Source organism: Acinetobacter sp. 2JN-4 (genome assembly GCF_003687745.1).
Taxonomy (GTDB): Bacteria; Pseudomonadota; Gammaproteobacteria; order Pseudomonadales; family Moraxellaceae; genus Acinetobacter; species Acinetobacter halotolerans.
In genome coordinates this window covers 24,165-43,141 of sequence record NZ_RDNY01000003.1, presented here as the reverse complement: position 1 = coordinate 43,141, position 18,977 = coordinate 24,165, and the positions used below count along the sequence as shown (strand labels likewise).

General features: G+C 38.8%; 18 protein-coding genes, 1 tRNA gene and 1 CRISPR repeat array. Of the genes, 8 read left to right on the top strand and 11 right to left on the bottom strand.

What is annotated here, in order from left to right; genetic code table 11:
• Positions 1–17: 17 nt before the first annotated feature.
• The 4 genes from EAH57_RS05425 to EAH57_RS05410 form a co-directional block, all read right to left on the bottom strand.
• Entirely contained in the window at positions 18–1,316 is a 1,299-nt protein-coding gene (locus EAH57_RS05425; protein ID WP_004670699.1) for an ABC1 kinase family protein, read from the bottom strand.
• Positions 1,317–1,373: 57 nt separating this feature from the next.
• On the bottom strand, positions 1,374–2,102 hold the full coding sequence (locus tag EAH57_RS05420; protein WP_416240486.1) for a HesA/MoeB/ThiF family protein: 729 nt from the start codon (positions 2,100–2,102) through the stop codon (positions 1,374–1,376).
• Positions 2,103–2,394: 292 nt separating this feature from the next.
• Positions 2,395–3,022: direct repeats of the CRISPR family, unit length 28 nt; unit sequence GTTCACTGCCGCATAGGCAGCTTAGAAA.
• 1 nt (position 3,023) lies between these two features.
• On the bottom strand, positions 3,024–4,058 hold the full coding sequence (locus EAH57_RS05415) for a lipase secretion chaperone (RefSeq protein ID WP_121929169.1): 1,035 nt from the start codon (positions 4,056–4,058) through the stop codon (positions 3,024–3,026).
• 82 nt (positions 4,059–4,140) lie between these two features.
• Positions 4,141–5,160 (bottom strand): lipase family alpha/beta hydrolase, encoded by a 1,020-nt coding sequence (locus EAH57_RS05410; protein ID WP_121929421.1) that lies wholly within the window; start codon positions 5,158–5,160, stop codon positions 4,141–4,143.
• 280 nt (positions 5,161–5,440) lie between these two features.
• On the opposite strand from EAH57_RS05410, the gene EAH57_RS05405 reads away from it, so the two are divergent.
• On the top strand, positions 5,441–6,457 hold the full coding sequence (locus tag EAH57_RS05405) for a helix-turn-helix domain-containing protein (RefSeq protein WP_121929168.1): 1,017 nt from the start codon (positions 5,441–5,443) through the stop codon (positions 6,455–6,457).
• Between the two features lie 177 nt (positions 6,458–6,634).
• On the opposite strand, the gene EAH57_RS05400 is transcribed toward EAH57_RS05405, so the two are convergent.
• Complete coding sequence (locus tag EAH57_RS05400) at positions 6,635–7,318, bottom strand: superoxide dismutase (protein WP_121929167.1); 684 nt, start codon at positions 7,316–7,318, stop codon at positions 6,635–6,637.
• A gap of 153 nt (positions 7,319–7,471) precedes the next feature.
• Complete coding sequence (locus tag EAH57_RS05395; RefSeq protein ID WP_121929166.1) at positions 7,472–8,242, bottom strand: 3-hydroxyacyl-CoA dehydrogenase; 771 nt, start codon at positions 8,240–8,242, stop codon at positions 7,472–7,474.
• Positions 8,243–8,386: 144 nt separating this feature from the next.
• On the opposite strand from EAH57_RS05395, the gene EAH57_RS05390 reads away from it, so the two are divergent.
• Positions 8,387–9,445 carry an AraC family transcriptional regulator gene (locus EAH57_RS05390; protein ID WP_121929165.1) on the top strand — a complete coding sequence of 353 codons (1,059 nt, stop codon included), beginning with the start codon at positions 8,387–8,389 and terminating at the stop codon, positions 9,443–9,445.
• Positions 9,446–9,461: 16 nt separating this feature from the next.
• The gene (locus EAH57_RS05385; protein WP_121929164.1) at positions 9,462–10,094 is read left to right on the top strand and encodes an FMN-binding negative transcriptional regulator; all 633 of its coding nucleotides are present in this window, start codon (positions 9,462–9,464) and stop codon (positions 10,092–10,094) included.
• On the opposite strand, the gene prmC is transcribed toward EAH57_RS05385, so the two are convergent.
• Together prmC and prfA are read right to left on the bottom strand one after the other, a co-directional pair.
• Entirely contained in the window at positions 10,091–10,909 is an 819-nt protein-coding gene (gene prmC / locus EAH57_RS05380; RefSeq protein WP_121929163.1) for a peptide chain release factor N(5)-glutamine methyltransferase, read from the bottom strand. The genes EAH57_RS05385 and prmC overlap by 4 nt on opposite strands.
• The gene (gene prfA / locus EAH57_RS05375) at positions 10,909–11,997 is read right to left on the bottom strand and encodes a peptide chain release factor 1 (protein ID WP_004670689.1); all 1,089 of its coding nucleotides are present in this window, start codon (positions 11,995–11,997) and stop codon (positions 10,909–10,911) included. Before prfA ends, prmC begins: the two co-directional genes overlap by 1 nt.
• A 251-nt stretch (positions 11,998–12,248) precedes the next feature.
• Here prfA and yiaA point away from each other — a divergent pair, with 251 nt between their 5' ends.
• Both yiaA and EAH57_RS05365 read left to right on the top strand, forming a co-directional pair.
• Positions 12,249–12,716 (top strand): inner membrane protein YiaA, encoded by a 468-nt coding sequence (gene yiaA / locus EAH57_RS05370; protein ID WP_121929162.1) that lies wholly within the window; start codon positions 12,249–12,251, stop codon positions 12,714–12,716.
• A gap of 258 nt (positions 12,717–12,974) precedes the next feature.
• Positions 12,975–13,406 (top strand): glycine zipper domain-containing protein, encoded by a 432-nt coding sequence (locus EAH57_RS05365; protein WP_121929161.1) that lies wholly within the window; start codon positions 12,975–12,977, stop codon positions 13,404–13,406.
• Positions 13,407–13,560: 154 nt separating this feature from the next.
• Here the strand turns inward: EAH57_RS05365 and glyA are convergent, their stop codons facing one another.
• Positions 13,561–14,817, bottom strand: a complete 1,257-nt coding sequence (glyA, locus tag EAH57_RS05360; RefSeq protein ID WP_004670686.1) for a serine hydroxymethyltransferase — start codon at positions 14,815–14,817, stop codon at positions 13,561–13,563.
• A gap of 293 nt (positions 14,818–15,110) precedes the next feature.
• Positions 15,111–16,349: an alpha/beta hydrolase gene (locus EAH57_RS05355; RefSeq protein WP_121929160.1), complete on the bottom strand. Its 1,239-nt coding sequence runs from the start codon at positions 16,347–16,349 to the stop codon at positions 15,111–15,113.
• Between the two features lie 256 nt (positions 16,350–16,605).
• Here EAH57_RS05355 and EAH57_RS05350 point away from each other — a divergent pair, with 256 nt between their 5' ends.
• The 3 genes from EAH57_RS05350 (at position 16,606) to EAH57_RS05340 (ending at position 18,172) form a co-directional block, all read left to right on the top strand.
• The gene (locus EAH57_RS05350) at positions 16,606–17,298 is read left to right on the top strand and encodes a 3'-5' exonuclease (protein ID WP_121929159.1); all 693 of its coding nucleotides are present in this window, start codon (positions 16,606–16,608) and stop codon (positions 17,296–17,298) included.
• 100 nt (positions 17,299–17,398) lie between these two features.
• Positions 17,399–17,974: a hypothetical protein gene (locus EAH57_RS05345; protein WP_121929158.1), complete on the top strand. Its 576-nt coding sequence runs from the start codon at positions 17,399–17,401 to the stop codon at positions 17,972–17,974.
• Positions 17,975–18,096: 122 nt separating this feature from the next.
• Positions 18,097–18,172 (top strand) — tRNA-Arg (locus EAH57_RS05340).
• Positions 18,173–18,385: 213 nt separating this feature from the next.
• Here the strand turns inward: EAH57_RS05340 and EAH57_RS05335 are convergent.
• Positions 18,386–18,802: a hypothetical protein gene (locus EAH57_RS05335; protein WP_121929157.1), complete on the bottom strand. Its 417-nt coding sequence runs from the start codon at positions 18,800–18,802 to the stop codon at positions 18,386–18,388.
• Positions 18,803–18,977: the final 175 nt, after the last annotated feature.

Here is an 18,977-nt window from a genome sequence, read left to right as displayed (position 1 = left end):
ATGAACCGAAAAATAAATTAATGCTTTAAAAACGAAGCAGGTTCAATATTGTGAACCATTTTCAAACGTTGGTCAGCATAAATATCGGTATATGGTGCAAGAATACGCATGAAACGATCAAAATATAACATTTGCTTGAATAGTAAAGCGAAATCGCGCGGGAATTTGATCCCATGACGCTCGCCAACACCGATCATATCCATCATGATGTCATTCAAATCAGCAGGATTTGAACTCAAAATTTCTTGAGGGTCAGCCAATAATACGCCGCTAAATAAACGCTCTAAATCATCAGCCAAGACTTGTGTATCGATCTTTTTATTGGTCATTCCCATCTTGAGCATGTTTTCAGCCATAGCGGTATAATTGGTATGCTGCAAAGCATCCATAAATGCCATACACGCTGTCCACACCGCAGGATTGAGTTGCCCAACAATACCAAAATCAATAAAACCAACACGCCCATCTTCAAGTAGCATTAAGTTCCCAGCATGCAAATCTGCATGGAAACTTTTACATAGCATTAAGCTACCGAACCAAGTGTTCATTGCTGTGATTAAAACTTGTGTAGGATCTTTTGCATATTGTTTAACAACATCAAAATCCGTTAATGACACACCGTACAAACGCTGCATCGTTAAAACACGGCGTGTCGAAAACTGATGATAAACCTTTGGTGCAGTTGCAGCAGTATTGCCTGAAACATTGAGATATTGAACAAAATCATCGAGGTTTTGTGCTTCTTCAATAAAGTCGACTTCACGTACCATACGTGTTTTGATCTCATCTACGATTTCGGACAAAGATGCAAATTTAATCTTTGGAACCGCTTTTTCTAGTAATTTTGCAGCCCAATGTACAACATTTAAGTCCGTATATAAGATGGTTTCAACCCCAGGCTTTTGTACTTTCAATACAACGTCTTCACCTGTGACTAATTTAGCAGCATGCACTTGAGCGATCGATGCTGAAGCAAGCGGCTTTTCATCAATAAAACTAAAAATCTCATTGAGATTTTTACCCTCAAACTCTTCAGCCAAAACGCCTTGAATATAACTAAATGGCAAGGTTGGGGTTTGATCTAGACAACCTTGGAACTCTTGAACATATTCACGAGGAAATAAAGATGGTGTACTGGCAATAAACTGCCCGAGCTTAATATAAGTTGAACCTAATGATTCAAAGGTTTCACGCATAAGTTTCGCGTTACTCGGTTTTTCGGTTGCATATTTCACACCTGCTTGTGCTGCAACCATAACTGTCTCACCAATACGTGCAACAGAGCGTAGTCCATCAAATAAAATATTTCTTTTCATAATCTTTCATTGCCTCGAAGATGGCATTAGTTTAGCAAAGTTTGCTGATATTACCGATCAAGTTGCCTGGCAAACTGGACAATTTGTATCTTTTTCAAATTGTAGAATGCGCTGTGAAAGGTTGAAACCATTCCAAAGTAACAGTTTTTGCTTGAGCGGTGTTAAACCCAAGCCTAAATAAAGCAAAGTGTGATGCGCTTGTAATGACGCTATCATTACAGGCGTGGTCGCTAGCACCCCAGACTCGGCACAACGTAAGCCTTCATCTACTTGCTGCTCTTCAGGAAATAGACATTCATAACAAGCTGAATCGGTATCTACCATAAATAATTGCGCTTCAAAACCAATCGCAGACGCACTGATCAGTGGGACTTGCTGCTTTCTACAGGTTAAATTCACTAGATATCGGGTAGTAAAGTTATCACAACCATCTAAAACTACATCTTGATGCTGTACTAAATCATCAGCATTCGTTTCATCAAATCGTATATTTTGATAGTTGACTTGTATATGTGGGTTAATATCTTGTAGATGTTTAGCCAGAACTTCTGCTTTGTAGTGCCCCAAATCATTTGAGGTAAACGCAATCTGTCGTTGTAGATTGCTCATTTCAATAGTATCGGCATCAACAATCGTTATTTTTCCTACACCAGCACGAGCAAGCAGTTCGGCACTGGTACAACCGATCCCCCCTGCACCGACAATCAAAACATTAGCAAGTTTCAGTCTTTCTTGTGCTTCAATATCCCAACCATCCAATAGAATCTGACGACTATATAGATGCATTTCATCGTCACTCAGTTCAAATGCATTTTCTTGATGGTCAGACACGTTCTCTCTTCTCTAATGAATCACTCGTTCTCGATTTTAAGTGTGCAAAATGATTTAGCAAAGTAATAAGTGTTATATCTTCAATGATTTTACTTTGACAAACTCATACTTTTACCCCAATATTTCCATTACTCTTTAACAGCCTAATAAAATCAATAAGTTACGACACTCTGTAAAATCTTTGGGTATTTACATAAATTAGCGCTCAACTTTATGTTTTTGCTTAATTTATTTATGCTATTTTATAGTTCACTGCCGCATAGGCAGCTTAGAAAATGTCCGACTTTGAATCAGATCGAATCAGGCACGTTCACTGCCGCATAGGCAGCTTAGAAAATGGCTGCATAAGTTAAGTAGGCTTTATTGCCGTTCACTGCCGCATAGGCAGCTTAGAAAAATTGAACCGCGTGATTTGCCGAAATTAAAAGGTTCACTGCCGCATAGGCAGCTTAGAAACTTATTTATATTGCTTTTGATACCAGCTTTGGGTTCACTGCCGCATAGGCAGCTTAGAAATGTAGGGAGTACGGCGAGCACATTAGCTGCGCGTTCACTGCCGCATAGGCAGCTTAGAAATGATACTCGCCGTTATGCAGCCTTGGGTAATTGTTCACTGCCGCATAGGCAGCTTAGAAAATTCACTTTGATTTTGTAGTTATCCATCTCAAGTTCACTGCCGCATAGGCAGCTTAGAAAATAGCGGCAGGCTGCATGTTAAGAATCCCTTCGTTCACTGCCGCATAGGCAGCTTAGAAAAAGCATGTGATCAGAAGCAAATTCTATAGATGTTCACTGCCGCATAGGCGGCTTAGAAATACACCGAGTCTTAAGCCCGAACGTTCTGGCTGTTCACTGCCGCATAGGCAGCTTCACCCCCTACTTCTTCTGATCATGCATAATTTCATAAGACTGCGCTCTCAATAACTCCTCTTTAGTACCAAATGTACTATTCCGAAGTTGGTTAATTGATTTCTGTTTGTTTGCATCATCCATATCACTTTGCAAAATTCGCTGACGCTCTGACAGATAATGATTGACCTGTTTTTGCCATACAGCTTCTTCATGATCAACTTTTTCTAAACGATCAGCCGCTTCTGGTCCCAGCAAAGTTTCTCGCATATTACGTAATTCTTGAGCTGAGCCACCCTTTTCTTTAATTTCTTGAGTAAGTTGCTGCAATTCAGAAAATTGCATTGAAACTTTCACACCATCTGCCATCGTCTCAGGTAAATGATCAATCGTCTTCGCCAACTCCATTGCCTTTTGCTGAGTGGTTAAACTCTTATTGGCGTGAATGCGCATTTGATCAATACTAAACTGATTCAGACTTCTTTCATTCCCAAAAAAAGCTTGGATTTCAGCCTCATTAAAAAACTGTTGCTGTAACTTCGCCATTTGATCAATGATATTTTGAAATTTATCAATTTCATCGCTTTTAAAATGAGTACTGGTTCGAAGGTTCTTCAAGCTATGAGTATAGGCCACATATTGATCAAGTAAATAGCTTGCATAACTTGCAGCCGTTTCAGGTAAAGTTGCGGTTAAGTATTGTCGAATATCTAAAATAAGCTCGGGTTCAGTCTTTTCTCCCAAACTCGAAAAGAAATAATCAAAACAACTGCGAATACCAACAGTTAAAATCAACGTCCCCTTTGCATCAACTTGAATCGGACAATCAATTTGAGTGCCCTGTAAAGACGGAGCAAGCGTAGGCATTTTCCCGGTCTTACTTTCATTCTCACCATTTGGCAGAATATTATTTTTCATCAAGCTTTGAGTATGCAGATCATTTTGACTACTTTGATTTTGCACTGAGGGTTTAAAAGCCCAGTAAATTAGAGCCAATATAATAAATAAACACGCAACACTTACTAAAATTATTGTCTTATTATTTAAAAACTTGGCACTCATATTCCGTTACTCTATTTTCTAATTAATTATTGAATCCATGTTAAACCAAGGGAGTAAATCCATTACTCCCTTGATCATATTTTTAAAGGTTTTGGTTTTTCAAGCGGTTAGCATGGAGGCGAAATGGTGTCACAGGATTTTGTAAAAACCCCACCAGCCCTAAGACCTGATTAACTTCATCTAAATGATTAAATGCATAGTTATCACGTATTACTGTGCCCAAATGGCTTGAACAACGAGGAACGAGACCATCACTTTCACCCGGTATTATTAATGATGTCGCGGTTAATGCATAATCCATCGGATCTAAAGCATTAGTAAATGGACTTGTTCCACTCCATGAATAGTATCGTACCCCATTACTAGCAAGCTCTGTACCTGATCCACAGGCTGTTGTTGGTACACCTGCTGGAAAGCGTTGATTAAAGTCAGCAGATCCAGCCGTCGTTAGTGAATTAAGCCCTGCTAAAGAATTCTGATCATAATAATTACCAGAACCGATACCAATCAATGCACCAAATGCATTCACCGCCGCTGTAATCACAGGAGTTGCGGCAGGGCCAACTGGAGATTGAGTAAAGGCATATACTGCATCAGCAACATCTGAACCTTTAACTGGACCTCCTACTGCCGTAACAGATGCAACTCGATTCGGTAATAAACCTGCCACATATCGAATCGAATGTGTACCGTGGCTATGTCCGATCAAATTCACCTTTTCAGCACCTGTAATCGCTAAAACTTGTTTGGTTTGGAGTAATAACTGCTCACCACGAACTTCTGATGAGTTAAAGGATGCTTGTTGTGCCACAAAGACATTTGCACCATTTCCAACCAAGTCTTCTGTAATCCCATGCCAGTATTGCATTGGGCCAACAGCCGAAAAACCTGCCATCCCATGTGCTAACAAAATAGGATATTTGGTTTTTGCATAGTCAGATGTCACCCTTGCACTTCCACCAACAGAACAGGAGTTCACATTACAATTTTGCCATGATGCTTTTGGTGATAGAAAGTCGAACAAACCTGCATGAACAACAGATCCACTACTAACTAACAAGCCCGTCATTAAAGCCATCGCATTTAAATATTTTTTCTTCACGTTTTTTGCTCCAAGCATTTTTCATTTTTATTACAACAATATTGTCTTTAAACTTCGTATGAGGAATCATTCCAAACATACAAAAGACTTGCAAAAGTATACTCGCAAGAAATATTGTGTGATTTTTAGACTAAAACAAACCACGCCAAAATCATATCATTACACGCCAATTTTTTTATTGAGTTACAAAATTCCGATGAATGTACATTTTCAAAGTATAAGTGCTACATTATTTTCTAGATCAATCGCTTCAATTTAAAAAAGGATTTTTATTCGCGTTATGAGTATTCCGCGCCATCATAATCAACATTTTATTAGTAGCTCGTATGCCCACTTGATCAGTGAAGTCGTATCACGGTGGGATATTTCGATTGAAGAATTATTTTGGGGGACAGGAGTTGAAATAGAAAAATTAAATGATTTGAACTATAAAATTAGCCTTTCTTCTTTTAAGAAAGTGATTACCCGTACAATTGAGCTGACGCAAGAACAAGGAATTGGATTCTATGCGGGTAGTCAATTAAAAATCAGCTCTCATGGTCTGCTGGGGTTTACAGTCGCGATATCAAAAAATGCCCTTGAAGCAATTGAAACGATCAATCAGTTTGTGAGCTTGCAGTGTTCCTTTGTTGAATTAAATTTTACAATTGAGCAAGAACGGGCGTATTACCATATTATTTATGACGGTACTGCGATTGATTTTAATGATCGTACTGATTTGCAAGCCTATGAATTTAGCTGTGTTTTCTTTTTGACGGGTTTTGTACATTTAGTTAGGTTTTTCATTCCAGGCTTCAAACCAAGCATCAATTTACAGTGTAAATATCCAGAATATTTTTCTCGTTTTAATGAAATATTGACCGCTACTTTTGAAGAAATCTGTTATGAACAACCACGTACTTGTTTAATCACCTCGACCAAGCTTTTGGATATGCCGTTAAGCATGTCTGACCCACTCACCTCAGAAAAATTCAAACTTCTTTGCCAAAAAGAATTAGACGACCTTGCAGCAACACAAGATATTTTGTATCGGGTAAAACAACTGATTGATGATGAAGTTGAAGGTTTGTTAAGCATTGATCAAGTTGCAAAAAAGTTAAATCTCACCAAACGAACATTACAACGGATGTTGCAAGAAAAAGAAGTGAGTTTTCAACTACTGTATGATGATGTACGCAAAACCAAAGCTCAAAGATTACTCCTGAACCCTTTTATAACCAAAGATGACGTCGCAAAAAAACTGGGGTATTCATCTATATCCAGTTTTAATCGCGCCTATAAACGGTGGGCAATTTAATAGTCTTGTTGGAGAAGTCGCGTAATTATCTTTTTAAAAGTTATCCGCTATTTATATTCAAGAATCACGCAATTAAAAAACAAAAAGCGATGACCATAACCATCGCTTTTTTTAAACTAACCGATGAGAAAGTTCCAATCATCTATTCTCACTTGAACAAATGAATATATGTAGAACCTATTTTACAGCTTTCGCATAGCGTTCATTGACTTTATTCCAATTCACTACGCTCCAAAATGCATTGGTATAATCAGCTCTACGATTTTGATATTTTAAGTAATAGGCATGTTCCCAAACATCTAAGCCAAGCAAAGGTTGACCTTTCTTCTCCGCAATATCCATCAATGGATTATCTTGGTTTGGGGTTGAAGTAACTTCTAATTTGCCTTGTGGGTTTACAATTAACCATGCCCAACCTGAGCCAAAACGACTGGTCGCTGCTTGATTAAATTGTTCTTGAAAGGCTTTGAATGAACCAAAATCTTGATTAATTTGCTTTAATAACTTGGCATTTGCCTTCCCTGTTTTATTGGTTGGCGCTAGGCTCTCCCAAAAGAAAGCATGGTTAAAATGCCCACCACCATTATTACGAACTGCGGCGTTATATTTAGAAATCTGTTGTTGGATTTGCTCTACGCTTAATTTATCCAATTCAGGATACGTCTTGATCTGAGCATTTAAATTATCAACATAAGCTTTGTGATGTTTACCATAGTGAATTTCCATCGTTTGCTGATCAATGGCAGGCTCTAAAGCATCACTTTTGTAGGGTAACTGCGCTTGGGTGAAATCTGCAAAAGCAGACATACTTAAGCTCGAGCACACAACTAAAGCAAATAAACCTTTGTTCAGATATCGCATTATTTCAATCCAATTTGATAATAGTTTTCATTATCAATATATAAGCAAATTAATCATGCGTCAAAATAGGCTACAAACAGAATACATTCCATCTATCAATCAGAAACGAAAAAACGATGGGTTATGACCCATCGTTTTACATTGACTTCAAATTTACTTAGCAGCCATACGAATCGCACCATCCAAGCGAATCACCTCACCATTTAGATATGAGTTTTCTGCAATATGTGCAACTAGACGAGCAAACTCCTCAGGACGACCTAAACGAGATGGATAAGGAACCATTTGTCCTAAAGCATCCTGTACATTTTGTGGTAAACCTTTGAGCATTGGTGTTTCCATAATCCCCGGTGCAATCGTCATCACACGAATCGCATGCCGCGCTAACTCACGTGCAATGGGTAAGGTCATTGCTACTACAGCTCCTTTAGATGCTGAATAAGCCGCCTGACCAATTTGACCATCAAAAGCAGCAACTGAAGCTGTATTCACAATCACACCGCGATCTTCATCATCTTCATTTACAGTATTTTTACTCATGGCATCTGCCGCAAAACGCAGCATATTAAAGGTCCCTGTGACATTGATATGCAAGGTTTTTGAGAACATAGCAAGATCGTGCACCCCTTCTTTTCCGATTACTTTTGCCGATGGCCCAATCCCTGCACAGTTCACTAAACCATGCAAACTGCCATGTTTTTCCAGCACAGTTTTAAAGAATTGCTCTGCTGCCTGTTCATCAGTGACATCTAGCTTGAAAAACTCCGCCTTTTCACCCAAAGCCTGCGCTTGTTGTTCTCCAACTTCGACATTCATATCCACCAAGGTAACAGAAGCACCCTTTTCAACGAGATATTCAGCAGTTGCAGCACCAAGACCTGAACCACCACCTGTAATAACAAAGTGCTTTCCTTGAATTTTCATTTACTTTTCCTATCAAATTAAAGTGATATATTTTTATAACAGAGAGTAAAGACAACTTTTTTCCGATACAATTCCAAAAATTAACAAATGTGATGCAACTTTTGAGCATTCAACCGATTTACCCTCCTATTGTTTCTATCGCATATGAGCCTAAACCCAAGTCTTGATCTTCATTCCACTAAAGATACAATTTCGAATGCGCTGATTCGTGAAGCAGTGAGCGTAGCTGCAAGTCGTGGTTTGAATATTGTACAGATTGCCAATCGCGCTGGCATTTCAGCTGAGTTATTAACATCAACGAAAGCCCGCATTCCTGTCACACAGTGTGCACAATTATGGGTAGAACTTGCTGAAAGCATGAATGATGAATTCTTGGGTATGGATACGCATCCAATGCGCCGAGGAAGTTATAAGTTATTGGCCAAACTGGCATTTAATGCGGAAACATTAGAACAAGCGATTAAGGAAATTCTGAGATTTTTAGCGCTAGTGCTTGATGATATTGAAGCTGAACTTATTCAACAAGGCGATAAAGCGTATTTAATATTACATGATCGCGAGCAACCTAAACGCATGTTTACCTATGCGACCTTTTTAATGCTAGTGCATAGTTTAATGTGTTGGTTAAGTGATCAACGCATTAACTTTCACAAAATGACATTTAAATGTCATCAGCCTGTAGAAATACAGGACTATCGTGTCCGTTTTTGTGAAAATATTCAATTTAATGCTGAACAAAACAGAATTGAATTTGATGCACATTATCTCAAACATAAAATTAAGAAAGATAAAAATGCCTTAAAGGATTTTCTAAAACATACACCTTACAATCTGATTGTACGTTTTAAGAATGAAAATTCTTTAAGTTTGCAAATCCGTCGTCAACTGCTCGTACAAGCGCCTTCTCAGTGGGCTGAGCTGAAAGATTTTGCACAGCAATTGAATATGTCCACGGCAACGATTCAACGCCGCTTAAAACAAGAAGGTGTCAGTTATCAACAGCTTAAAAATGATATTCGTTGTGATATTGCGATTGAGAGATTAAGTAAAACTAATGATTCAATTCAAAGTATCAGCGATGATCTTAATTTCCATGACCCCAGTGCTTTTCACCGCGCATTTAAAAAATGGAGTGGCGTAAGTCCGGGTAGTTATAGAAAATCATCACCGAGTAAACAAAATTCTCTCGGTCATTTAGAGTAGTAAATGGAGGTTAATGATGTTCTTACCTGAAATTTTTGTGGAAAAAGATCTTGAGAAGTTATACGCATTTATTCAAGACTATCCTTTTGCAACCTTGATTAGTCATAGTGCTGCAGGTGTAGAAGCCAATCATTTGCCATTTAAGTTATTACTCGATAAAGAAAGTGATACTGCTGTTTTAATCGCGCATATCGCCAAGGGCAACCCTCTACATACACAAATTGAGAACAACACAGACGTCCTCGTTATTTTTCAGGGTGAACAAGGCTATATCTCACCTAACTGGTATCCAACCAAGCAGCAACATCATCAGCATGTACCGACATGGAATTATCAAGTTGTACATATCAAAGGAAAGATTAACTTTTTACATGATGAAAAGTCTTTGCGAGGAATTCTGGCAAAACTCACCCGTACGCATGAGGCCAAACAAGCTAAACCTTGGAAAATGTCAGATGCACCAAGCGAATATATTGCAGAAGAATTGAAAGGTATTGTTGGAATTGAGGTTCAAATTGAAAACATTACGGGTAAATTTAAGCTTAGTCAAAATCGTGAGAAAATTGATGCTTTAGGCGTTGTCGCTGGTTTAGAGCAACAAGGCGAGCAAGGTTTAGCCAAAGCTGTACAGCAATATATCGAGGATTAAAACAGCTTTTGTCCTAAGCTGACTCGATCATTACCACCATAATCTTTGATCGTTTCGATTTCGCTAAAACCGAACCGTTCAAAGATTTCACGTACTGCTTGTCCTTGATCATAGCCATGTTCAAGGACAATCCATCCTTTAGCCTTGAGCCAACTTTCCCCTTGAGAAATGATGGTTTCAATATCTGCAAGCCCATGCTGATCTGCAACTAATGCACGTTCAGGTTCTGACTTGAGATTTTGCATATGCACATCATCAGGATCAATATAAGGCGGATTTGATACAATTAAATCAAACTTTTGCGCGTCTAAAGCATCGAACCAAGCGCCACAAGCAAATTTAACTTGAGTTAAGCCATGTCGAACCGCATTTTCTTGAGCAACATCTAATGTCGGCTGGTAAACATCGGTTGCTGTCACTGACCATTGTGACCGTTCACTCGCAAGTGCTAAAGCAATTGCCCCTGTTCCTGTGCCCAAATCCACCATGTTGATATCCTGAGCAAGCGCTAAGTTCAACACAGTTTCGACGAGTATTTCAGTATCTGGACGAGGAACCAAGGTGTCATGAGTCACTTTTAGATCTAAAGTCCAAAATGGTTGTGAACCGATGACATACGCGAGTGGCTCACCTTGCGTAAGTCGAGCAAGCCCCGCGAGGTAAGCTTGCTGTTGTAGTTCAGTCAACTCTTGCTCAAGCCTTAGTTTTAATTCCAAAGCACTGACACCTAAAAGATGTTCAAGTAGCCATGCTGCTTCTTGACGTTCATAGCTATCAATCTCGCCATTCATCTCTAAAGCTTGAGCAATATTCATTAGCCGCCATTTTCCTGCGCCAGCATTGCTAACTGATCTGCTTGATATTCACGATGTAAACTATCAAGTAATTCAGTCAAGTCACCTTCCATAATCGCATCCAACTTATATAACGTCAGATTGATACGGTGATCTGTCATACGACCTTGTGAATAGTTATAGGTACGGATACGTTCTGAACGATCACCCGATCCTACTAAATCACGACGCATTTCAGAGGTTGCTGTTTCCTGTGCTTGGCGTTTTGCATTTTCCAATCGAGATACCAGTAGAGCCATCGCTTTGGCTTTGTTTTTATGTTGAGAGCGCTCTTCTTGGCACTCAACAACTACACCCGACGGAATATGGGTAATACGCACAGCGGAGTCAGTTTTGTTAATATGCTGACCACCTGCACCTGATGCGCGGTATGTATCAATACGTAAATCTGAGGCATTGATTTCAACTGTGGTATCGACATCGACTTCTGGCAGAATGGCAACTGTACACGCTGAAGTGTGTACACGACCTTGAGATTCGGTTGCAGGAACACGTTGTACACGATGTGCACCACTTTCAAACTTCAAACGACCATATACGCCATCACCATCAATACGGCAGATCACTTCTTTATAGCCGCCATGCTCACCTTCATTTTCTGAAAGCACTTCAATTCGCCAACCTTGTGTTTCAGCAAATTTACTATACATACGGAATAAATCACCCGAGAAGATCGCGGCTTCATCTCCACCTGTACCTGCACGAACCTCTAGGTATGCAGAATTGGCATCATTTGGATCTTTGGGAATCATCAAAACATTGAGTTGTTCTTCTAATTCAGCCAAAAGCGCCTTATTGGCTTTAATCTCTTCTTCTGCCATATCTTTGAAATCTGGGTCAGACTTCATCATTTCTGCGGTTTCAATATCTTCTTCAGCTTGACGATATTTACCCCAAACTTCGGTAATTTCTGATAAATCACTATGTTCACGAGACAATTTACGAAAACGTTTATTGTCCGAAATCACCTCTACATCAGCAAGTAATGCAGTCAGCTCTTCATGACGATCGCAAAGTTGATCTAGTCTTAAGCGGAGTGATGCTTTCATGGGCAGAATATCTCAAAATCTAAAGGGCTCAGTGCATATCAAATTGATAGACATAAGCAAAATCAAAAAATTGCGCATAGTTTACAGATTCTACAGATTAAAAGACATAGAGAAGCCCCGTAACTTACGATTCCATCATCATTTCATCACAAATTGTTCAGCTTTGGTTTTCATGACTTGTTCTAATTGCCGATCTCATATATAAAAAGTCTAAAAGAGTAAATACAAAGATAAAACAATAGGATAAAACGATGAATAATTTTATTAACCGCCCTACCTCTGCGTTTATTGCGGCAAGTTGGGTCGCATTACTCACAGGAGCCGTTGGTTTCATTATCGGATTATGGAATGCCGACATGCCACTGCATGAAAAAGGTTATTACTTTGTGATTTTACTTTATGGCTTATTTTCTGCCGCGTCATTACAAAAAACAGTTCGAGACCAATTAGAAGAGATTCCCGTGACAGCGATCTACTATGCTTTATGCTGGGCATCTATGGCTGTATGTATTGTGCTGTTACTGATTAGTTTATGGAATGCTGATATCACCATGAGTGAAAAAGGTTTTTACATCATGTCATTTCTACTCAGCTTGTTTGGTGTGGTCGCGACACAAAAGAATATTCGTGATTTGAACTATTTACGTCTACAAACAGGACTTGATAAGCGTCAACCACAGCGCGAAGAATCTTCATCACAACAAAATGATCAAGACTAGCATCTGTGAAATGTCAGCAGACCCTTAAATAAATATAAAGAAGTTTTAGATCATAAAACTTCTTTCATCAAAAAATCACAACCAATTGTTTTATCATGACTTTTTAGATAACAACTTTGGTTTCACAACAAAACGCTACAATCCAGACACTAAACTGCAATACTTCAGACTGACCTCTCCACAATTTCTCACTCAACTCTTGTTACATTTGCAACCATTAGAAATGATGTCCAATTTACTCAGGACATGGAGTCAAAAATGAAATTAAACGTTTGGTTATGTAGTGCGATTTTCGCAACATCTTCTTTGGTCACTGTTGCTCATGCTGACAATGCCACTCGTGTCGCTGCAACATCAGCGCTAGGTAGTGTGGTAGGTACGGCTATTGGTAAAGAAGTTGGCGGCCATAATGGTGCTTTGATTGGCTCTGCTGTAGGTGGTGCTGGTGGCGCTGCTGCTGCAAGTAACAAACGTACTCGTACAGAGGCTGCCATTGGTGGTGGTTTAGGTGGTGTTGGTGGTTATGCTGTCGGTAAAAATGTTGGCGGAACTACAGGTGGTTATATCGGCGCTGCTGCTGGTGCTGCTGGTGGTGCGGCTTTAGGTCGCCAAGTCGGTCAAGACCGTGATTATGACAAACGTCAGAGTCAAAAGAAAAAATGGAAAAAGAAAAAACATCACCGTCATTGATTCAAATAAAGCACCTCTGGGTGCTTTTTTATTCGCTACTAGAAATTAATCCTACATAAGCAGATAAAAAATATAATTACTTGTAAACTCCATCTCTAATCAAATTGATTAGACAATAAAAAAGCGCCTTACGGCGCTTTTTTAGATATACAAATTAGTTTGCATATACTGGGAATTTTGCACAAACAGTTTCAACTTTAGCTTTAACATCAGCGATGACTTTCTCATCACCTTTGCTATCAATAATGTCAGCGATCCAACCAGCAAGTTCACGTACTTCAGCTTCACCGAAGCCACGGGTCGTTACCGCAGGCGTACCAATACGGATACCTGAAGTAACGAATGGAGAACGCGGATCATTTGGAACGGCATTTTTGTTTACTGTGATATGAGCAGCACCTAACCAAGCATCTGCATCTTTACCAGTTACATCTTCTTGTTTAATCAATGACAACAAGAATAAATGGTTTTCTGTACCACCAGAAACAACATCGTAACCACGTGAAATGAAGACTTCAGCCATCGCTTGAGCATTCTTAACAACTTGCTGTTGATAAGTTTTAAACTCTTCTGACATCGCTTCTTTGAAACAGATTGCTTTAGCAGCAATCGCATGCATCAAAGGACCACCTTGGTTACCTGGGAAAACAGCAGATTGAAGTTTTTTCTCAATTTCTTCATTTGCTTTCGCAAGGATTAAACCAGAACGCGGCCCACGAAGGGTTTTATGCGTTGTTGTGGTTGTTACGTCAGCAATTTGCACAGGGTTTGGATAAACACCCGCAGCAACTAAACCAGCAACATGCGCCATATCAACAAATAGGTAAGCACCTACTTTGTCAGCGATGTCACGGAAACGTTGCCAATCAACGATTTGACTATAAGCAGAGAAACCCGCCACGATCATACGTGGTTTGTGCTCTAGTGCTAAACGCTCGACTTCTTCATAGTCGATTTCGCCAGTTTCAGTATTTAAACCATACTGAATCGCATTATAGGTTTTACCAGAAAAGCTAACTTTAGCACCATGCGTCAAGTGACCGCCATGCGCCAAGCTCATACCCAATACTGTATCGCCTGGATTAAGAAGCGCTAAGTAAACGGCAGAGTTCGCTTGAGAACCCGCATGTGGTTGAACGTTTGCATAATCAGCACCGAACAATTCTTTTGCACGATCAATTGCAAGTTGTTCGATCACGTCCACATATTCACAACCGCCATAATAGCGTTTGCCAGGATAGCCTTCTGCATATTTGTTAGTAAGTTTTGATCCCTGTGCTTCCATCACAGCTTGAGAGCAATAGTTTTCAGATGCAATTAACTCAATATGGGCTTCTTGGCGTACGCCTTCAGAAGCAATCGCTTGAGCAATTTCTGGATCAAATTCAGCAATAGAAATATTGGCAAACATTAGCGGAGGGTCCTATAAATTAGGGCTTTTAAGCCGTGCTAAAGATTGGTGCGAATTATAGCATGAAGTTTACTGTTTCACAGGTTGATATTTATTTAATTCTTCGTGAATTCCATTCTTGTTTAACTTGAAAAACTCAAAGTACAAATTTGGATGATCGTAACGGCGTTTTTATCCGATCAAGATGTTAAAGATTAGGGGGGAAAGGAAGAAAACGGAAATGATTAAAAATGAATGCAGTTTTAAAGCCCAACCACTCGAAGAATAAATGGCTGGGCTTATCTTCTAGTTATTTATTGAGCTGGCATTGCTGCTTTAACATCATTCACAATATTATTGATATTAAGAGCATAAGCTGTGCCGTGATCCCATTCAGCGTTAGTGAAATATTGAATGCTTGAACCCTTATTGTTTGCGGTTAATACCAACAAATCGGTGGCCGCTTTGGGAACGGTCGCATCCTTCCCGCCCTGATAAATAATCACAGGTTGATTTAGTTTTACTTGGGCTGGTTGAGAATCCTTTTCTAAGAACGATTTAACCAAAGGAATGGTCATAAAATTCATTTGAGTTCGTGGATAATTTGTTAAATTAACATTACTTTTTAAATGCTCCTGCATAGCAGCACCAAACTTATCTCCTAGTACATCTGCACAATCTTGTTCTGCTCGACTCGCAATTAGATCAGTTGGCGACTTAAAAATATTTGAATAACCAAAAGTAGGTTCTTGATTGCGCAAACCCGCGGTAATGAGTGCTGTAAAGGTGTCCAGTTGTGCATACGCTGGAATTTGTTGATTAACAGGTGCATTTTCCACAGATTGCTCCCCCAAAGCTAGGATCGCTGCGAGATTGGATGCAGGCGCAACCGCAATCGTTCCTTTATAATCAAGTTTGGCACGACTCGCGTATTGTGCAGCTCCTAAAGCGGCATGACCTCCCTGAGAATGCCCTACTGTCATCCATTGACGTGATGTAAGTTTACCTTGCCCTGATAAATAAGCACGAGCAGCAACGACTGCATCAGTGATTGAATATGCCTCGCTTTTCACATTTAAAAATGGATGTAGTTCGCGACCACTTGGCTCACCCAGCCCTTCATAGTCAGGTGCAACAACGACATAACCAGCGGCAAGTAATTGACTGATCATACCTTTTATATGGTCATTTGTTGCATTACGACTCGGCGCACATTGATCAGCAACCCCAGTCGTGCCGTGTGCCCAAGCAACAATCTTCCAACCTGTTGCTGGCATTGGGCCACCAGGTACAAACAACAAACTGGTTGCTAATGTTTCTTTACCATTCACGCCCAACATCTTATACGTCAGAATTAAACTTTCAGAAGCAACGGCACTAAAGTCTGACTTCGTATAAGATTCAGGGATACCTGCAACAGGATCTTTTATATTATTTTCAGGAATTTCAGGTTTTGGAACAAATATCGTCGTCCCATTATCGTCACCGCCGCCGCAAGCTGTAAGTAATAAGCTCGTACTCAGCATCGCAACCGTTAATAACTTCATGTGCATTTCGTTTTTCCTTAACTATTTTTTATGATTTTATCCTTAGAAATTACTCATCTAAGGCAATTACAGCAATAAGAATTACGCCTATTACAAAAATGTTTCAAGTACTTTTTTATCATTCATTCTATTTTTGACTTTTCTTTATGCAACGCACTCTCAATTTTTTAAAATATCAAGCAATACAATCGATCATTCGCCCCGCTTTTATAGAATTTCTTGTAAGATAATAAAATTCTAAATTCGTCTTAGGTTTAACATCATGCAGGCCATTATCTTAGATACTGAAACACATACACTAAATGGTTTGCCGATTGAAATCGCTTATGCACCCATCGAAATAGAAAATGGAAAATTAAGCTTAGATAAAAAGAAAATCTTTGATCAGCTCTATCAAGTCGGTCAACCCATTTCCTTTGCCGCAATGGCGGTGCATCATATTTTAGAATCAGATCTAATCGATCAACCGTTTTACAATACGTTCCAACTGCCAGAACAAACCACTTATATCATTGGTCATAATGTTGATTATGATGTGACAGCCATCGCCAAATGTGGCGTGGATACCTCAAAATTAAAACCGATTTGTACATTAGCGCTCGCACGTCGAGTATGGGAAGATGCTGAAGCGCACAATATTTCAGCTTTAATTTATTTAATCGCAAAAGGCAGCGATAAAGCGCGAGAAATGTTAAAAGGTGCACATCGTGCTGATGCTGATATCATCTTAACAGCCAATATTTTGATGCATATTATTCATCAGTTGGATATTCAAAATATTGAACAACTTTATCTTGCCTCAGAAGAAGCACGTATTCCTAAAACGATCACTTTTGGTAAACATAAAGGTACAGCCATCCAAGACTTACCATCTGACTATATTCAATGGTTACTACGCCAAGATGATTTAGATATTTATCTTCGTAAGGCTTTAGAGACCAAACTCATTAAATAAAATATCAACCCAATGATATTTAATAAATTATTAACATAAATGTCATTATTCAATCGTATCTTAGCCCCTATCAAATTTTTGACTGGGGCAAGACGAACAGATGTCACATTTTTTTAAAACTGAGCTAGGGCAAATAGCCTTACAACAACGTAATATTACTTTGAATGTACGCCAACGCCGTTTATTACTACTGATTGATCATGAAGATTTCCAAATGCTTGATCATGATTATAAGAAGAAAATTGCCCCAACTGAGCTTGTTCAACAATTAATCGACATGGGCTTATTGGCGGAACAAGTCACATTGACTACAAAAACTAGAGTCCAAGAAAATTTATACATAGAAAATCATAAGACGAACAATTTAACGCACTCTATGCCGACACAAAGCGTAGAGACAATAACAGCGACGAACAATGAAAATATTGCAACTGAAGTAATTGCGTTAGAAAAACTTTCTTTTGTTGAAGTTCAGCAAGTCATGATTCAAACTCTAACCACCTATTGCGGTTTAATGGCAAAACCATTGATTCAGCAGATACAAAAAAGCAAAACTATATCTCAACTCAAACTTTGTCAGATGCAATGGATTACGTCTCTACAGGAATCTCGCATTACACCAAGTCAGTTGAATCAAACATTGAAATTGATTAATTACGCGGTGCAGCATTTATAGAACATATCGGGATGAGTATTTCTAAATAAGACTGAAATCGTTGTTTTAATAATCAAGAAGCATCTTTGTTTAAAGGTATATATTTACCTATAAGTATTTTTTGCCTATGATGTGGCACACATGCGCTCATAGCTCAACTGGATAGAGTACAGGTCTCCGAAGCCTGTGGCGTGGGTTCGAGTCCCGCTGAGCGCACCACATTTGCTTTTCATAACGTCACAGTACTCACTCTTCATACAACGAATTCTTTAAAAGTTGTGCGTATTTGATATGTTCCATTTTTCCCCCATTAAAAAACCGCCACTTGGGCGGTTCGATGTATTTATTTCAAAACTTTAAAAATCTTATATTCAATCCAACTCTATTACAGATATTTGATTGGAATTAGTTAACTAACCTTTGTTTTTACGCCTACTTTTTTTTGGAATTTAACTCTACAAGTCTTTTTTGGTAATCCCTTTCAGTAATAATACCTTTATTTCTACCTTCTTGATTGGACTTAATTTGCTGATTAATTTCGAATTTATTCAGTGTATTTAGATCATTGTTCCTTAAAAGATATTGAGATTTATCATGAGGACTCATATTGGCAGTTATTGCTTTTTCATCATATATTTTGCCCACTTCTTTTTCTTGTTGCTTTATGCGGTCTTGCTCTCGTTGGATTGATGATCCAAAGAAATCATATTGTTGACTGCTTTCTCGCTCACCCAATTGCTCATTATCTTTTTTAATTAAAATAGACTCTGTTTTACTATACAAATCCTCAGCACTATATACATGCCCAGCAACCACAAAACTTACAACCAACAAAATCAGCTTATTCATTAGATTTACTCATTTCTCAATATAACTATGAAAAAGCTTACCATCATCTATAATTATTCATAAAATATGATTTACAAGAATATACCATTTAAACAAAAACTTTATTTCTCTAAAGTATATTTAAGATCATTAGGGCACTTCAACACCGAGCCCAGTTTTACCCGTGAAAACAAAT

Bases quoted from the DNA above. Each gene is read 5' to 3' on its own strand.
- EAH57_RS05425 (WP_004670699.1), bottom strand. From the start codon at position 1,316: ATGAAAAGAAATATTTTATTTGATGGACTACGCTCTGTTGCACGTATT.
- EAH57_RS05420 (WP_416240486.1), bottom strand. From the start codon at position 2,102: ATGCATCTATATAGTCGTCAGATTCTATTGGATGGTTGGGATATTGAA.
- EAH57_RS05415 (WP_121929169.1), bottom strand. From the start codon at position 4,058: ATGAGTGCCAAGTTTTTAAATAATAAGACAATAATTTTAGTAAGTGTT.
- EAH57_RS05405 (WP_121929168.1), top strand. From the start codon at position 5,441: ATGAGTATTCCGCGCCATCATAATCAACATTTTATTAGTAGCTCGTAT.
- EAH57_RS05400 (WP_121929167.1), bottom strand. From the start codon at position 7,318: ATGCGATATCTGAACAAAGGTTTATTTGCTTTAGTTGTGTGCTCGAGC.
- EAH57_RS05395 (WP_121929166.1), bottom strand. From the start codon at position 8,242: ATGAAAATTCAAGGAAAGCACTTTGTTATTACAGGTGGTGGTTCAGGT.
- EAH57_RS05390 (WP_121929165.1), top strand. From the start codon at position 8,387: ATGAGCCTAAACCCAAGTCTTGATCTTCATTCCACTAAAGATACAATT.
- EAH57_RS05385 (WP_121929164.1), top strand. From the start codon at position 9,462: ATGTTCTTACCTGAAATTTTTGTGGAAAAAGATCTTGAGAAGTTATAC.
- prmC (WP_121929163.1), bottom strand. From the start codon at position 10,909: ATGAATATTGCTCAAGCTTTAGAGATGAATGGCGAGATTGATAGCTAT.
- prfA (WP_004670689.1), bottom strand. From the start codon at position 11,997: ATGAAAGCATCACTCCGCTTAAGACTAGATCAACTTTGCGATCGTCAT.
- yiaA (WP_121929162.1), top strand. From the start codon at position 12,249: ATGAATAATTTTATTAACCGCCCTACCTCTGCGTTTATTGCGGCAAGT.
- EAH57_RS05365 (WP_121929161.1), top strand. From the start codon at position 12,975: ATGAAATTAAACGTTTGGTTATGTAGTGCGATTTTCGCAACATCTTCT.
- glyA (WP_004670686.1), bottom strand. From the start codon at position 14,817: ATGTTTGCCAATATTTCTATTGCTGAATTTGATCCAGAAATTGCTCAA.
- EAH57_RS05355 (WP_121929160.1), bottom strand. From the start codon at position 16,349: ATGCACATGAAGTTATTAACGGTTGCGATGCTGAGTACGAGCTTATTA.
- EAH57_RS05350 (WP_121929159.1), top strand. From the start codon at position 16,606: ATGCAGGCCATTATCTTAGATACTGAAACACATACACTAAATGGTTTG.
- EAH57_RS05345 (WP_121929158.1), top strand. From the start codon at position 17,399: ATGTCACATTTTTTTAAAACTGAGCTAGGGCAAATAGCCTTACAACAA.
- EAH57_RS05335 (WP_121929157.1), bottom strand. From the start codon at position 18,802: ATGAATAAGCTGATTTTGTTGGTTGTAAGTTTTGTGGTTGCTGGGCAT.